The 15,798-nt window shown below is 52.4% G+C and carries 9 protein-coding genes and 1 tRNA gene; 7 read left to right on the forward strand and 3 right to left on the reverse strand.

Features of this window, described 5'->3' with window-relative positions; all coding sequences use genetic code 11:
- The first annotated feature begins 138 nt into the window (after positions 1-138).
- The 5 genes from HJW02_RS10720 to HJW02_RS10740 all read left to right on the forward strand — a co-directional run bounded on the left by HJW02_RS10720 (position 139) and on the right by HJW02_RS10740 (position 9,890).
- A complete protein-coding gene (locus HJW02_RS10720; RefSeq protein ID WP_102721477.1) occupies positions 139-1,185 on the forward strand; it encodes a glycosyltransferase in 1,047 nt (348 codons plus the stop codon).
- Positions 1,186-1,202: 17 nt separating this feature from the next.
- Positions 1,203-3,458, forward strand: coding sequence for an alpha-1,2-fucosyltransferase (locus HJW02_RS10725; RefSeq protein ID WP_180971790.1), 2,256 nt, complete (start codon positions 1,203-1,205; stop codon positions 3,456-3,458).
- A 333-nt stretch (positions 3,459-3,791) separates the two neighbouring features.
- Positions 3,792-5,831 carry a hypothetical protein gene (locus HJW02_RS10730; RefSeq protein ID WP_205575952.1) on the forward strand — a complete coding sequence of 680 codons (2,040 nt, stop codon included), beginning with the start codon at positions 3,792-3,794 and terminating at the stop codon, positions 5,829-5,831.
- Positions 5,810-9,037, forward strand: coding sequence for a glycosyltransferase family 10 (locus HJW02_RS10735; protein WP_102721480.1), 3,228 nt, complete (start codon positions 5,810-5,812; stop codon positions 9,035-9,037). The genes HJW02_RS10730 and HJW02_RS10735 overlap by 22 nt, the downstream gene beginning before the upstream one ends.
- A gap of 85 nt (positions 9,038-9,122) precedes the next feature.
- Positions 9,123-9,890: a hypothetical protein gene (locus tag HJW02_RS10740; protein WP_208050638.1), complete on the forward strand. Its 768-nt coding sequence runs from the start codon at positions 9,123-9,125 to the stop codon at positions 9,888-9,890.
- Between the two features lie 367 nt (positions 9,891-10,257).
- Here HJW02_RS10740 and HJW02_RS13905 read toward each other — a convergent pair whose 3' ends face one another.
- The gene (locus HJW02_RS13905) at positions 10,258-10,866 is read right to left on the reverse strand and encodes a hypothetical protein (protein WP_240454331.1); all 609 of its coding nucleotides are present in this window, start codon (positions 10,864-10,866) and stop codon (positions 10,258-10,260) included.
- Between the two features lie 129 nt (positions 10,867-10,995).
- Here HJW02_RS13905 and HJW02_RS13910 point away from each other — a divergent pair, with 129 nt between their 5' ends.
- Positions 10,996-12,840: a hypothetical protein gene (locus HJW02_RS13910; RefSeq protein ID WP_243760021.1), complete on the forward strand. Its 1,845-nt coding sequence runs from the start codon at positions 10,996-10,998 to the stop codon at positions 12,838-12,840.
- A 147-nt stretch (positions 12,841-12,987) separates the two neighbouring features.
- On the opposite strand, the gene HJW02_RS10750 is transcribed toward HJW02_RS13910, so the two are convergent.
- A tRNA-Ser gene (locus HJW02_RS10750) sits at positions 12,988-13,075 on the reverse strand.
- A 241-nt stretch (positions 13,076-13,316) separates the two neighbouring features.
- Here HJW02_RS10750 and cobO point away from each other — a divergent pair.
- A complete protein-coding gene (cobO, locus tag HJW02_RS10755) occupies positions 13,317-13,844 on the forward strand; it encodes a cob(I)yrinic acid a,c-diamide adenosyltransferase (RefSeq protein WP_180971792.1) in 528 nt (175 codons plus the stop codon).
- A 60-nt stretch (positions 13,845-13,904) separates the two neighbouring features.
- On the opposite strand, the gene HJW02_RS10760 is transcribed toward cobO, so the two are convergent.
- Positions 13,905-15,788 carry a cobyrinate a,c-diamide synthase gene (locus HJW02_RS10760; protein ID WP_102721484.1) on the reverse strand — a complete coding sequence of 628 codons (1,884 nt, stop codon included), beginning with the start codon at positions 15,786-15,788 and terminating at the stop codon, positions 13,905-13,907.
- Between the last annotated feature and the right edge of the window lie 10 nt (positions 15,789-15,798).

The raw sequence follows: 15,798 nt of genomic DNA on the forward strand, positions 1-15,798 counted from the left end.
CGTGTGAAAAGGGAGGGGATTCTTCTCCGGTGGCACGTATTTCTTTGCCATATTTTCAAAATTTACCCATTGCCAGCTTAAAAGGCAGCGTGCTAGCGTCCATCAATGAATTCGTTCAACATCTAACTCCATTATTTCATGAGCACCACATTGAAAAAGATCTATGTCAACGGGTTCCCCAGTCTCTACGGGGGCGCGGGAACCGAACTCCACCACCAGATTCTGGTCTGGCTCCACATGGGTATTGACGTGCATATCATCCCCACCAACGGCGGATTTGAAAATGAAGCCCTTTATTTGGAAATGATCCGTCTGGGCGTCCATATCCACGCTCCCAATGATTGGACAGTCCTGCAGGAAGGGGATGCCATCATCGGATTTTGCAACGGAGAATTTCTGGAAAACATGCCAGCCATTCGCCAGCGCACCAAACGCACCATCTTTGTCAACTGCATGACCTGGCTTTTCAACAAGGAAAAGGAACTCATGAAGCAGGGGCTCATTGCCATGTTCCTTTACCAGAACGAGGAAGTCAGGCAGAAGAACATGCCCCTGCTCAAGCGCTGCAACGACGACCCCACCATTGCTTTCATGACGTTCAAGCCTTACTTCCACAACGAATCCTTCCCCTTCATTGAGGAGAGGACGCAGGAATACTTCGGCTGCGGGCGCATCTCGCGCCAGGATGCGGACAAATTTGCGGCCAACACGCTCCACATCTACGAATACTTCGTCTCGCCCCTTTTTAAGAGGGGCCTGTTTCTGGGCTTTGACCAGAGGAGCCGGGAGAAAATCGGAAAACCCTACGACTGGATACGCACGGCCCGCGACCAGAGGGAGGTGAGCCAGCAGGACTTTTACAAGCACTGTGAAATAGTGCTTCAGCCGACGGATACGACGGAAAACTGGCCGCGTGTCGGTTTTGAATCCATGGCCAGCGGAAGCGTGCTTGTGGTGGACAACCGTGGAGGCTGGAGGCAGATGGTGGAGCATGGCAAGACCGGATGGCTGTGCGACCATGAAAGGGATTTCATCTACTACGCCAGCAAGATGGCCTACGAGCCCAACCTGAGGTCCGACATGGCCCACGCGGCGCGGGAGCGTGGACTGGAGCTTGGAGGGCTGGAAGCGTCTGTAGCCAGCTGGGAGGAAGTCTTTGACGCGGTGGAAAAACTGCCGGCTTAGAAATGGGAGGAAAAACCATGAAAAAGAAAACAAATATTGTCGTAGGCATTTGTTCATGCCATGGAACGGGAGATAAACGGAAGGCGGTAAGGTCTACCTGGCTGGCCCATCCCGCGCAGAACGTTGAATGCATGTTCTTTGTAGGAGGAAACCGGGTTCCGGAGGGGGAAGAAGAAGATACGGTGGGGCTTGATGCGCCCGATGGCTACAATGAGCTCCCCGCAAAAGTGAAATCCTTCTTTCGTTACGCGCTGGAGAATTACGAATTTGAATGGCTCTTTAAATGTGATGACGATACGTATTTGGAATTGAGCCGGTTGACCTCCTTGATAGATGAAGATTATGATCTGATTGGGGATGCGATGGTTGCGCTTCGCAATTCACCGAGCGGAGGGGCGGGCTACCTGCTGAAGCGCAGCATGGTGGAAAAGCTGGTGAATGCGCCGGGTTTTGCGGAATGCGGGGCAGAGGATGTGATCGTAGGTGAACTGGCAGGCAGGCTCGGAGGCCGCTTGAAATCCACGAAACGGCTTTACATGTCCAATGTTTATTACCCGGAACGGGATAATGACATGGTAACGGCCCACTGGTGTTCTCCCGACATCATGCAGGCCCTGTATTCGTTTAATTACAAAATTCCCTCCGCTGTGTGCGATGTTGTTCATCTTCATTGGAAAGGGGAAATGCTGTTTTATTCCAACGGGGCATTCAGGAGGCGGGATACTTCCTGCTATGGCTGGTGGAGCATTGGCTCCAAGGGTGAACTGAAGCTGAAATGGCAGATGTGGCCTATGGAGCAGCTTCTTTTGGAGGGAGAACGGTTTATCGGGTCTGAAACGGAGATATTCCAGCGGCCGGACATGCCGTCCCTGGCCCAGTTATGGGCTGAACGCCGTCTTTCTTCCGGCAACGTGGAAATCATGGACCAATCTCCTCTGCTGTATATCCATTTGGGGTGCGGCACCCGGAGGTTGAATGGCTGGTTGAATCTGGACGCTCCCAATTATGATATTACCAGGCCGCTCCCGTGGAAGGACGATTCCGTAGACGCTTTTTATCTGGAGCATGTCATTGGAACAGTAACGCCTGCAGAGGCCTGCCGATTTTTCACGGAAGCCTTCCGTGCTCTAAAACCCGGAGGAATCTTACGATTAAGTTTCCGGGACGTGCGCCTGATGCGCGGGGTGATGACGCCTGCGTTCAGGCAATACATGAAGAAACAGGGGAAAGGAAATCACACTCCGGAGAATGATTTGTGTGCATTTATGGAAGTCTACAAGCAACAATCCCTGTGGTCTGCCGATTTCCTGAGTTATGTTTTGGAAGAGCTGGGGTTCCAGGTTTCCCAGCATGCTCCGGGTAATTCCCGCCATTTGCACCTTCAGTGTCTTGAAAGGCGATCCGACAGGGATGAACATCCTTTTGACCTGCTGGGCACGGTTTGCCTGGATGCCCGGAAACCGCAGAAGACTGTTACCGGTAAATTTTTATCCTTGCGTCCCGCTTCTGTTCCGGCATCTCCCGGTTACGTCACGACGCAGTTTATGCCCGGCTCGCGTACGTGCAATCATCTGTTCCAGATAGCTGCTGCCTATGCACATGCTCTCCGGCTGGGTGTGGGATGCCGTATTCCCTGGAGATACAGTTCCGAGACCTGGGAGCTGATGACTTATCTGGGTGAGGCCTGTTCGCTGTGCCCGGACGGCGGTTATAACGATCCCGTGACATACAGGGAACCCGGATTTTCCTACCATCCCATTCCTGAAACGGTTCGCTACGGCGCCCTGAGAGGGTATTTCCAGAGTGAGCGGTATTTCAAGGATGTTGCGGAAGAAATCCGTTCCCTGTTTGCTCCTCTTATTGCTCCCGTCCAGGAGGGCGTGGCCGGCGTTCATATAAGGATGGGGGACTATCTTGACCGTACAGACATGTACCATACGCCGGATGTTCCCTTTCTTAATGAAGCTTTACGGAGGCTTTCCGGCAACATCAGTAAGCTGGTCGTCTTTTCCGATTCTCCGGAATTGGCCCGGAAATTGATGGAGGGCGTTCCGGAAGCAACGCGTTTTGAAATAGTCATGGATGAGCATGAGACGCTGGACGCCCTCCGGGAATTGACGTCCATGCAGGAACTCGTCCTTTCCTGTTCCTCCTTTTCCTGGTGGGGGGCATGGCTTGGAGACCAGCAGAGGGTTTTTATTCAAAAACAGTGGTTTACCGGAAAGATTGAGGACGAGCAGGACATTTTCTGCCCGCAATGGATTAAACTTTAACAGGTACATTTTATGAAATGTGTTTTGATTGTGTCTCCTGGGGAAAAGTCGGAGGGAGCTTCGGAATTGCACCGGATGGGTTACGAGCTGGAGCTCTATCCCTCTACCGCGGATCTTTCCCCCCTCAGGGATGCGCGGGAAGAGGAAAGTGCATCCTACCTGGGACGGTCCCCGGCGTCTGCGGAACGTTCGCACGTCCGTTCTCTGAGGGCATCTTTCATACGTCTTCTGGAGGACAGAAATTATGCTGGGAGTGACCTGATTATTTTCGGAGAAAGCGATGCCGTGCCGATGGTGGCTTCTTCCCGCTTGGAAACGGCTCTCAGGAAGGAAATGAAGGAGCATCCGGAGACGGATATTTTCCGGCTGTTCCATCATGCAGTATGGTCTCCGCAAGGGGCTCCGGGGGAATCTGATGAAATCTTGTTTGAAGATTTCAAAACGGGAAAGACGGATGCCAATACCTCCTACGTATGGGGAACGCATGCTCTCGTCATCCCTGCTGCCCGACGCCCCAGGGTGGCCCGGGTTTTTGCCGATTACCGGTTGCCGACTGATATTGCCCTGGAGGCTGCCAACAGCCATGGAGACCTCAAGATCCGTGTGGCCCGCCACAATCTGTTTTACCAGCACGAACGGACTAAGCAGAGACCCGATTGCAAAATTGCTGTTTGTCTCTCATCCTATAAGCGTCTGACGGATTTGCAGAGGCAGATTTGGTGCATGATGGATCAGAGCTATCCGAATCTTCATGTGTTCGCAGCTGTCAAGGGGATACCGGAAGGCACGTACCGCAGAACAGTGCTCCCTCTCTTTGAACATTTTATTCACGAAGGCCGTTTGACGATGCGGCTTTTCCCCAACAAGAACCAGCTATCCAATTTCTTGGACACGATAAGGGATTTGAACGTTTCCGATTACGATCTTTTCGCCAAAATTGACGACGATGATTTGTACGGAAGGGATTATTTCAAGTCAGTCAATAAATTCCATCTGCATCTTCCGCCGGAATTCAGCAGCTTTTATTGCGGGCCGGGCGAATATCTAAGCGTGCGTGGAGGGTATCCCTTCTCCGGAAACGGATTTTTCGGCTGCTTTGGCCCCACCTTGGTATTGAGCCGGGATGTGCTGGAAAAATTAATAATTTGTGAGACCAATCCTCACATGATATCCCAGATCTCGCCCAGGCTCCGTCATGCCGGGTATGGATTTACGGAAGACAGCTTCATGCACATGATGATGCTGGATACCGGAAGCAGCAACCGCACCCGGTATGTACAGGAAATGGCCCTGCCAATGCATCTGGCGATTCAGACCGGCAATGCTTCCGTGATGCGCGGAGGGCTGGTTCCGGGAGATTTCCGGGGCAGAAACTGGAACATTTCTACGAACCAGGTTAATGAGGAGCGTCTCATGGAAGTGCATCATCCGCAATGGCATGATATTGTCCGTGTCTTTGGGAACAGGGCGCGCCGTTTTGAACGGGACGACGAAGCGGACGTCCTCTCCGTCACTGATGAGAAAATAACTCTCAAGTGGGATTGCTGGGGCGTGGAGGCGTTTAAAAAGATGGAGGATGGAACCTTCTATTTGTCGAGCGGCGGCAGACAGGAGGAACCTTTTTCTCCCCGGAAAAAAGTGGCTGTCCTGTTTATAGCCACAGGGCGTTATATGACGTTCTGGGAGGAGTTTTATGCGGCCTCCAAACAATATTTCCTGACAGGGCATGATGTGCATTATTTTCTGTTCACGGATCATCCGGAAGTGGAAACCGGCGATGACGTGACTCTTGTCCGCAAGCCGTTTTATCCGTGGCCCATGGAAACCTTGAGAAGGTTTGAGACTTTTTTAACCGTTCGGGAGGAATTGCAGCAATATGACTACATTTATTTCATGAATGGAACTTTGCTTCCCGTAGGGCCTGTCGGTCAGGAAATTTTCCCGATGAACCGGCAGGGTCTCATGGTGACGCTTCATCCGGGGTACTACCAACGCCCCCGTTCCACTTACCCCTACGAAAAAAATGGAATGTCCCGGGCGCGGGTGCTCCATTCCGAAGGAGAATATTATGTCGCCGGAGGCTTTAACGGGGGAAGGGCTGAAGACTATCTCCGCATGTGCCGGGAGTTGGCGGATGCCGTCAGGCGGGATCTTGAGGACGGTGTCATTGCCGTTTGGCACGATGAAAGCCACCTCAATAAATATGTGATTGGCCGGCATCCCCTTGTTTTATCTCCTGAATATTTATTCCCTGAAACATTGGACTTTAATCAAAAAAATCTCATGGCGATCAAACCGAAAGTAAAAATGATCGTAAAGGATAAATCTCTTCAAAAACACGGAGGTCACGCATGGTTGAGGCAACAGATATAAATTCCCGGCAGGCCAAACGTGCCGCTTTTGCGGACTTCTGGCCGGGATTTGATCCACATGATAATATTCTGTCCGCGGTTTTGACGGAAAGACTGGGCATGACCGTTGTGGATGACCAGGATCAGGCGGATTTTTTAATCTACTCCGTTTTTGGAGAAAAACATCAGAACTTTAAGGGGATTCGAGTTTTTTATACGGGGGAATCCGTCAAACCGCGTTGGGATGAGTGCGATTATGCCATTTCATTCATGAAGGGAGATATTCCTTATCCCGAATGTCATTTGAGGATGCCCTGCTGGATGAACAATGGCCCTGTCAGAAGAACGGGAAAAATAGAACAATACTCCAAAGACAGAAAATCCCTTCTGTCCAGGCATACCCGATTTTGCAGCTTTGTGTATTCCAATGGGAATGCTCCGGAAAGAATTCATTTCCTGCGCCTGCTTTCCCGGTACAAGCATGTAGATTGCGGCGGGATGGTCATGAACAACATGGGCTCCTGCGTTCGGGATAAAATAGCTTTCTGCTCCTCCTGCAAATTCACGATTGCCTTTGAAAACTATCCGGCTGCTGGTTACGTGACTGAAAAACTGTTTGATTCTCTTGCCGCTCTTTCCCTTCCCATTTATTGGGGAGCCCCCGATGCAGGGATGGAGGCCAATCCATCCCGGTTCGTCAATGCCGCGGACTTTTCCACCCCGGAGGCCCTGGCTGAATATGTGATTCGTCTTGATCAGGATGAAGACCTTTACCTCAGTTATATGGACGGTCCCGTTTTTGTACCGGGCCAGCCGGACATCGGAGAATATATGAACCGTCTGGCAGAATTCTTTTCCATGATTTCATGCAGCGGGAATATATGCCGGACTGGCAGGCCGCGTACGGAGGCTTGCCGTCTGCATCACGGCTATCCCGTCATGTCCCGGCATGATGACGGAAAACAATGGACGGGAAAGGCGGAACTTCTGCTGCCCCAATCGCTGGCGGCAACTCCGTTTCCCGTGTTCTGTCCGGAAGGGAAGGACACGGCTTCCCAATTCATCCGCAAGCTGGCCATTATTCCGGCTAAAAAACATTCGGAGCGCTGTCCGGATAAAAACAGGCGCTTGTTGAATGGAAGGCCCCTGTTCCTGTATTCCGTTTCCTATGCCCTCCAGGAAGGATTTGTTCCGGTTGTCAGTACGGACAGTGAAGAAGTTCTGGAACGCTGCCGTCGGGAAGGCATCCAGTGCTTCCGGGAGACGGTGGACGACCGCCGAATGGAAAATTGCGTACGCCAGGTATTGACCCGTTTCTCCTGTGACATATTCGCCGTACTTCAGCCGACTTCTCCCTTCCGTCGTCGGGGCCTGTTGCGCCAAATGGCGGAAGACATGGAAAAAGGGAAAATTCAATCCGCCTACACGGCCCGCAAAACCAAAATGATTGGTCACATGGAGGGACATTTCCATCTGGCGCATCGGGAACAGGACGCCAAGAAATTTTTCTATTTTTTTGACGGAAATATTAATGTTGTTACCCGGAAAAAATTTCTGGAATCGGGTACGATGTTTGATGACGGCTCCTGCCCTTACCCGAATGATTTTCCCTGTTGTCTGCAAATTGATACGGAAGAAGAGTGGAAAGCCTTGTCACGGTTAGGTGAATTTAAAGACTGTCAATGTTTTCTGGCTTCAGAAGGGCATAAAAAACGTATTTGCATCGTCTCAAATAAACGTGATTTGAAACGCAACTATTCCTCTTTTGTCGACTCCTGCGACAAAGTAATGAGAATCAGCAAAATGGATAACTTGAATTCCGGTCTGGCGGGAAAAAGGACGGATATTGTTCTTGTTTCCTGCTTCGCCGGATACCTGGCTTTTTCCCCTGAGGAAAGGCATATGGAAATTTTACGCGGAGTCCCGGAAATTTACTTCAACAATGAAGAATTGGGCTATTCCAATGAATTTGCTTGTAGGGAAGGGCTGGAAAACTGGAAATTCATGCCGGGGGAAGTTCACCGCAGCACGGGCAATTTTACCACGTTGAGCAAGGCGCTTTGTCTGGCGGACTATTTATTCCCTGAAGCCCAGCTTTACTATTTGGGAGATACGGATATGAACCTGAGGGCCGCGGGTTCTTCAAAGCATCATGCGCCAACGGAAAATGCCTACATGCAGTCCCTCATTGACAGCGGAAGAGTCATTCCCATTCTGGAAGATGCCGCCGGTGAATTTCATTACTCCGCCCCGGCGCCGCCGGTTTCTTCCCAGGGGAATGTTCCCGCACCGGACTTGCTTCCCGTGGACACCGTTCTCATCAGCCATCCTCAGTGGACAGACCAATTTCAGATGAATGAAAAACGGGGACGCCGGCTTCACCGCAATGACCACGCAACCATACTTCAACATGATGAAAACAAACTCGTTCTTAAATGGGATAACTGGGGGACTGAAGAATTTCTGAGGATGGAAGAGGGTAAATATCAGTACCTTGACTATCATTATTCTTCTACCATCAATGAAGTGAACAAATACGCGCGGGAATTGCTCATCAACCCGTATGACGGCTATAACTCCGTGTTCCGGCATTCCAGCCGTCCTTTTATCGGCATGAGGTATCATCAATGGGAGGGGTTGCTGCTGCTGGAACGCATGTATCGTGATGTTGAAAAAGGAGTACGAAAGATGCCCCGGCTTCAATCCGTCCTGCTGATGGGGATTTGCAAGGATGCGTTTGCAGCCCTTATTCTGGCGCAGCGATTGAAAAAGGATTTCCCGCATCTTCATATTGGCGTGTGGGGATGCCCATGGCCGGTGGATTTAAGTGGACAGTCTCCTGTATACCGGGGAATAAGAGTTTCCCCATCTCATGAACAGATAAGGGAAAAAAGACCGTTTAAAAATCTTTTGGAGCGTTATGGAGATCCTCTCAAACTGCTTCAGCAGCCGGAATCCTCCGGACTTTGTTTGTTTGCCTTTTACAGTACCAGTCAACATTGGACTCTTGATGAAGAAGCGACGAACAGATTGGCTCCTTACCTTCTGAAAACATATGCCCATCAGGCTGGCAGCAAGGAACATCATACTGTTGTTCACGGAAAAATCGTACATCTGGTAAAGGAAAAGCCGGCATTGGTTCAATCCTGGATTGAAGAAATGTTCCGGATGATGGAAACGGAAAGCGGGAACCATGGAGAGGTGAGAAATCTGCGTATATCCGCCTAGGCGTTTCGCAAAATCCCTCAATAATTAAAAATCCCTAATCAAAAAAATGGAATGCCAATCACAAAAAACAAAATTGGCCGAAAACATGAAACGGATAGGTTTTCTCCGTGTTCTCAATGAAGAAAACGCAGTTATCCCATGTTTGTTGAGCGTAGCTCCCGTTCTGGACCACGTTGTGGTGCTCTGGGCGGATATGGATGACCGCAGCATTGATCTGGTCAAGGAATGGGAACATCACCTTTGCCACGCTTGTCAATGCCGGGTCAGCTTTCTTCATTATCCGCATCATGTCGTTCCTCCTCATTCCGTGGATGACTTGAGGAGCCTTCCCCGGGAAAACAGAATTGACACCTACTTGAATTTCGGCATGGAATTCATTCGCCGTCTTTATGAAGGGCAGCTGTTTTGCGTTTCTAAAATAGACGCTGACCAAATTTATTTTACCCGGGAACTGGAAGCGGCCTTTCAAATGATATCCGGTCCGGAGGATTGCGTCTCCATCCGGGGGCACAATACCCTGGTTCATCAGCAAAGATTGATGATTTATGGTCCTCGGCCTGTAAATGGCGGTGGCGACTCCCTCATCTGCGGCATGAACAACTTGCCCCGCTTTGGAATTGCGGCGCCTTACGAAGTGGATATAACCGCTCATCCGCAGGTGACCCCTTATCCTGATGCCTGCTGGATGCACTTCATGAAAGCGGCTAAATACAAAAATGTCATCCGGGAATTTCATGACGATGAAGTCATCCCTCTTTCTCAAAAGCCGGCTCTGCAGGAGTGCTTTCTCTCTCGTATTCTGCCGTTATTGCAGGAGGCAAAAAGCCCGTATGCGCATCTCCGCCTGGACTAGTTCCGTTTGATGCCGGTTGGACAGGAAATCGCATGTTTTCTCGGAAAAACTCTTATCTCACGTCACTCGGATGGACTCTCCCGTTTGCATAGCTTTTACCGACTTTGAATCCGGGTTCAAACCGCAAAACCACATTCTGGGCCTGATCTTGAAAGAACGTTTGGGCGCTGTTTTTGTGGATGACCTGGCCCGTGCCGACTTGCTGATTTATTCAATCTTTGGAAATGCCGCACGTTCCTTTAAAGGTCCTCGTCTGTTTTATACGGAAGAACCTGTTTTGCCGCGCTGGAAGGAAGGATGCTATTCCCTGACAAGCCTGAGAGATGGAACGCTTTCCGGGGACCGTCATTTTCGTTTTCCTGCGTGGTTAAACGCCGACTATATCCGCAGGACGGGTCACATTGAACAATACTCCTCCGTTCCAGGGGATATTCTCAACCGGCATGAAAAATTCTGTAATTTCGTCTATTCCGGGGGAGAATTCCGGGAGGCCATCCGTTTTTTGGAAACTCTTTCCCAATACAAATACGTAGACAGTTCCGGCCAGCTTCTGAACAACACGGGCATGATCGTTAAAGACAAAGTCGAATTCTGCTCCCGGTACAAATTCACCATAGCGTTTGAAAACTATGCTTCCCCCGGTTACATAACGCAAAAACTGACGGATGCTTTTGCTGCCGGAAGCCTGCCCGTCTACTGGGGAGCACCGGATGCCTGCCGCGAATTCAACCCCGGGCGGTTCATCAATGCTCGTGATTTTCGCAATCATGCGGAACTGGTCCGGTATGTGGAGCACCTGGACAGGAATGTTGACGAATACCTCTCCTACTTCAAGGGCCCCTTGTTTGACGAGGGACAGATCGGCGTGGATGGCCTGCTGGATGAAGCAGCCTTGTTTTTCAAGAAAATTTTCAGGGAGGGAAATGCCGGGCGGCAGCCTGCCTCCATGGAGGGAAAGGACGAACCGTTGCTTCACGGGGGAGTTTTTATGCCGCGGTATGACGATGGGAAACCATGGACGGTTTCGGAAACAGTTTCTCCTTCTCAGAAACGGCCACTTGGACGGCCATTCAATATGGCGGCATGCATTGCATCATACAAGCGGGTGGAAGACCTCCTTCGCCAGATTCTCTGCATGATGAACCAGAGCTATCCACATCTGCATGTATTTGCAGCAGTTAAGGGAGTTTCGGCTGAAACGGCCCGCAGGATTCTGCTTCCCCATGTGCAGCCGTTCATCGATGCCGGAAGAGTGACGCTGCGCCTCTGCCCTAACAGAAACCAGCTTACCAACTTTATGGATACCGTCCGTGGCCTGGATATTTCATCCTATGACCTTTTTGCCAAGATTGACGATGATGACTTCTATGACCCGGACTACTTCCGGCATGTTGCCGATTTTCATGCCTTGTTGCCCGATGGTTATTCAAGCTGCCACCGTGGGGAGGGCCTGTGGCTGAAACGGCATGAAGGATACCCTTATCTGGAAAAGTCCTTCCTGCTGGCCCTGGGGCCGGCTCAAATCATGTCACGGCGGGTCATGGAGGATCTGCTGGCTTGGGAAACCGACCGCGCGGCTATGAAGGAAGCCATGTACCGTTGTTTAAGGCAAACGGGATTCTATCAATTTGGCTTTGCGGAAGACCAGCTATTCCAGACCGTCATGCTGGAACACGGGTGTGCTGACATAGCTCCCTATCTGAAAAAGCGGGGAATTCACAGCCATCTGATTATGCAAAAAAGCAATGCTTCCATCATGCGGGGAGGTACTGTTTCCGAGGAATTCCGGAAAATGCAGAACGGTGCTTCTACAGATGCCGGAAATGATGAACACCTCGTGGACATCATCCATTCTGACTGGAAAGGATGCATGAAAATCAGCAATGGACGGGCCATTCGCCTGGATGGCCCTCGGGATGAAGCCGACGTGCTGTCTCTGACCGGAGTGGAAATCACATTGAAATGGGATAAATGGGGCGTGGAAACCTTTACGAAAATGGAAGAAGGCGCCTACCGTTTACGGAAGAAGGAAGAAGCCGCCTTCCTTCAATCTCCTCCCCATGCCTCCTCCCTTATTCATTTGCGCCAGCAGGATTGGACGGATGGCTTGTGCATCACGGGAAACAGGGGAAAGCGTTTAAATTGCAACGATGGAGGCGAAATCCTTGAATACTCGGACAAAAAACTCGTCATAGGCTGGGATTACTGGGGAAAGGAAACCTTTCTTCGCAGAGAAGACGGCAATTACTGGTTCTCTTCCTATTCATTCATGGCGCCGGACTCTTCTATTGCGGATGAATATGTCATTGCTCTCTGCGGCGCTCCGGAAAAACCGTGGCTGCATTCAACGGGGCGTCCCGTCGTTCGTATCCGTTATTCTTCCTGGAACCTGGAAGACCATTTGGACAACATGAAACGGGATATCCTTGAATTTCTCGCCGCCACCCCGCATGCGAAGCGCATTCTCCTGGCAGGGAGGGCGGAAGAAGCCGTTGCCTGCCTTCTTCTCGCTTCATGCATTAAAAAACGCTATCCTTCCGTCCGGACCGGAATTTTCGGAATGCCGTGGAACGTCGGCCGGGAAAGCCGGCATACAGAGGAAAACTGTCCTCAAGAAAAACGTCTCCGGGTCAATCCGTCGTTGCTGCTTAAGGAAAACCGGGCGCAAGGAATCGATACTTGTGCGTACGCTTTCCATGTAAGCAACAGTAAACCGGAACAAGTGGAAAACAATCTCCGGAATCTCCTTGATTCTCTCCAGATCATTTACAATTTCTCGCCCCCCTGCGGTTGGGGGGAAAAAGATGAATGCAAGGGTGCAAAAAACTTCATTCAGCAATATCCGGAAATATTCAAGCGCATGGCGGATTGCTGTTTTGACGACTTGAAAGGAAAATCCGCCCCACCGGAATATATCGATCTGAACGCATGGATCATGGAAGATAGATAAAAATTAGAGTTATTTACTTGTTACTAAGTATATAGGTCCCTTTTGAAAAGATGTACAGGAGATTCATGCCACAGCACAGAACACTACAGCCTGGAAACGAAAAACCTTGAGAAACCAAGGGTTTTACTCATCTTAAAATCTGAAAACTGGCGGAGAGAGTGGGATTCGAACCCACGGTGGGTTGCCCCACGGCGGTTTTCAAGACCGCTGCATTAAACCGCTCTGCCATCTCTCCATGCAACAAGCGCGGGCATAAGCTACCGTGAGGAGGGCGGTTCTGTAAAGTCCTATTCACGTCTGCCCGCAGGTTTGCGGAGATGGCATGAGTGCCTGTGCTTCATGAAATTTTGTGCTGCCGGTGGAGATGCTTTCTCCCTGACCAGCAGGGGAATGCGGAGCCCGGTAGTGCATTTTACGCCGGGAATCAAGGGGAATTTGGGTTGGGTATTACTCTCAGGGGCTGTATAATGCCGGGCATGAAAGGCTCCCGCATTCTTGTCCTGACCGGGCCCGGCAAGGGAAAGACGACTTCCGCCTTCGGCATGGCCCTGCGCGCGTTGGGGCATGGTGGGAAAGTGGCCGTAATTCAGTTTATCAAGCACGACGGTTCCTATGGGGAGGTGGTGGCTCTCCGGCAGTTTCCGAATGCGGAGGTGGTGTGTTCCGGGGCCGGATTTACGGGCCGCGCCAGGGATGAAGAGTCCCGTGAACGCCACGCTTCCGCCGCTCGGGACGGGTGGAGGGTGGCCCGGGAGAAGCTGGCGGATGAGTCCGTGGGAACCGTGATTCTGGACGAGATTTTTTACCCCCTGAATTACGGCTTCATTTCCGTTGCGGAAGTCGTGGATGCTTTGAAAAAAATTACCCCCGGAAAGGTCGTTGTCCTGACAGGCCGGGATGCTCCGGAGGAAATGATCGCCGTGGCCGATACCGTGAGCCGGATTGAATGCGTCAGGCATGCCTTTCAGCAGGGAATCAAGGCTCAGAGGAATGTTGAGTTTTAAGATATTCTCTTCTGAAAACTCTCAGGTAAACCTGTTCTCCGCCGTCGGCCATTCCTCTCTTCATTCCTGCGTCGCCCTGAATTCCGGTGGAAGTTGTTCCATGAGTTTCTGGGCGCATTCCCGGGGCGTCGCTTCCGATGTGTCTATGGAGAAGTCATGCGGGAAATTCTGGTGAATGCATCCGTATTGGCGCTCCGCATGGGCCGGGTCCGGAGTCCGGTCGGTACGGTTCCGCTCGCGTTCCAGCAGGATGTCCTCCCGGCAGTCCACTTTGATGAGGGCGCGGGGAATGCCGCTCAGGCGGTTCAGGAGGTCTTGAACCCAGGCGCGGGATTCGCCGATGACGTGGTCCACGATGACCAGGGCGCCTTTCCGCGCGGCCTCTGCAATGGCGGCGTGGAAGGACTCGATGAAGGGGAGCCCGGTTTCCCGGACGGCGTCCAGGGCGTTTTCATGCCTTCCCCGGCTCATGGCCAGATAATCGTCCATGGAAAAAATCATGGAGTCCTCCTCCATGAGGCGGTGCAGGGTCCGGGCCAGCGTGCTTTTCCCCGCGCTGGAGGCTCCGTTGAGCAGGATGACGCGCCCCAGCCCCGGCTGAGGCTCCTGCGGGTGGTCCGGGGTTTCCGTTCCCCAGTACAGGTGGATGTAGCCGGCCTTCACGTTCCCATCCGCCACTCCTTCCCGGCTCTTGTTTCCATTCTTGTCCGTCACTGTGTAAAGGGGCGGGTAGGGCCGGTTCAGTTCAATTCGGGACCAATGGAATTCATGGCCGCGGATGCGGGTGAAAGGCAGCCCGAACGGGGCTCCCGTTTCCATCACGGCTTCCCGGTATCCCAGGGAACGGAGCTTTTCCCCCATCCGGGCCGTTCCGTCAATGACTCCGCACATGTTCCTGCTTGTCCCGTCCGGAAGCGCCAGTTCCTTGCAAAGGTACATGTATCCCCCGCATTCGGCAAAGATTTCTCCGCCGTTCTTGGCAAATTCCAGGATGGCGTTCCGCATGGCCTCATTGCTTTCCAGACGGCCCGCGAAGGTTTCCGGATAGCCGCCCCCCAGGTAGAGGGCCTGGGTTCCTTCCGGAAGGGCGGTGTCTTCCAGCGGAGAAAAGCAGGTGATGTCCCAGCCCGTTTGCTTCAGCCGTTCCAGGTTGTCCCCGTAGTAAAAACAGAAGGCATTATCCCGGGCTACGGCCAGAATCCCGCGGGGAGGGGCGGGCGGCAGGGGAACTTTCAGCGGTTCCGGACGTCTGCGTTCCGTGATGTTCATCAGCAGTTCCCAGTTGACGCGCTTTTCTGCCTCTGCCGCCAGCCGGAGGAACCAGGATTGCTGCCGGGCTTCCTCTTCCGCGGGAACCAGGCCCAGCTGCCGTTCCGGGAGCGTCCATTCCGCGTTTTTGGGGAACGCCGCCACCAGCGGCGGCATCCTGTGGTGGTCCAGCGCCCGGCGCAGAAGGTCCGCGTGCGCGGCGCTTCCCACGCCGTTGGCAATAACTCCCGCTATGTTCAGGCCGGGATGGTGCTGGGAGAAGCCGCGGACGACGGCGGCAATGGACCCCGCCATGCCGCGCGCCTGAACCACCAGCAGGACGGGCAGGCCGAGCGTGAGGGCGCAGTCCGCCGTGCTTCCTTCCAGGCTTTCAGGCGTTCGGGCGTCAAAGAGGCCCATGACTCCCTCGCAGATGGCGATGTCCGCGCAGGAGGCGTGCCGTGCCCATTGGGAACGGACTCCGTTTTTCCCCATCATCCACGTATCCAGATTGAAGGAAGGCAATCCCGTCGCCTGCCGGTGGAAGGAGGGGTCAATGTAGTCCGGGCCGCACTTGAAGGCCTGCACGCGTAATCCCCGGGCGGAGAGCGCCGCCATCAGGGCGAGGGATACCGTGGTCTTGCCTCCCCCGGACTGGGTGGAGGCGATGCAGAAGGCGTGAAAAGGCTTATTCATGGGAAACAGG

The sequence above is a fragment of the Akkermansia sp. GGCC_0220 genome (assembly GCF_017566105.1).
GTDB classification, from domain to species: domain Bacteria; phylum Verrucomicrobiota; class Verrucomicrobiia; order Verrucomicrobiales; family Akkermansiaceae; genus Akkermansia; species Akkermansia massiliensis.

Bases quoted from the DNA above. Each gene is read 5' to 3' on its own strand.
- cobO (WP_180971792.1), top strand. From the start codon at position 13,317: ATGAAAGGCTCCCGCATTCTTGTCCTGACCGGGCCCGGCAAGGGAAAG.
- HJW02_RS10720 (WP_102721477.1), top strand. From the start codon at position 139: ATGAGCACCACATTGAAAAAGATCTATGTCAACGGGTTCCCCAGTCTC.
- HJW02_RS10725 (WP_180971790.1), top strand. From the start codon at position 1,203: ATGAAAAAGAAAACAAATATTGTCGTAGGCATTTGTTCATGCCATGGA.
- HJW02_RS10735 (WP_102721480.1), top strand. From the start codon at position 5,810: ATGGTTGAGGCAACAGATATAAATTCCCGGCAGGCCAAACGTGCCGCT.
- HJW02_RS10760 (WP_102721484.1), bottom strand. From the start codon at position 15,788: ATGAATAAGCCTTTTCACGCCTTCTGCATCGCCTCCACCCAGTCCGGG.
- HJW02_RS10740 (WP_208050638.1), top strand. From the start codon at position 9,123: ATGAAACGGATAGGTTTTCTCCGTGTTCTCAATGAAGAAAACGCAGTT.
- HJW02_RS10730 (WP_205575952.1), top strand. From the start codon at position 3,792: ATGAAGGAGCATCCGGAGACGGATATTTTCCGGCTGTTCCATCATGCA.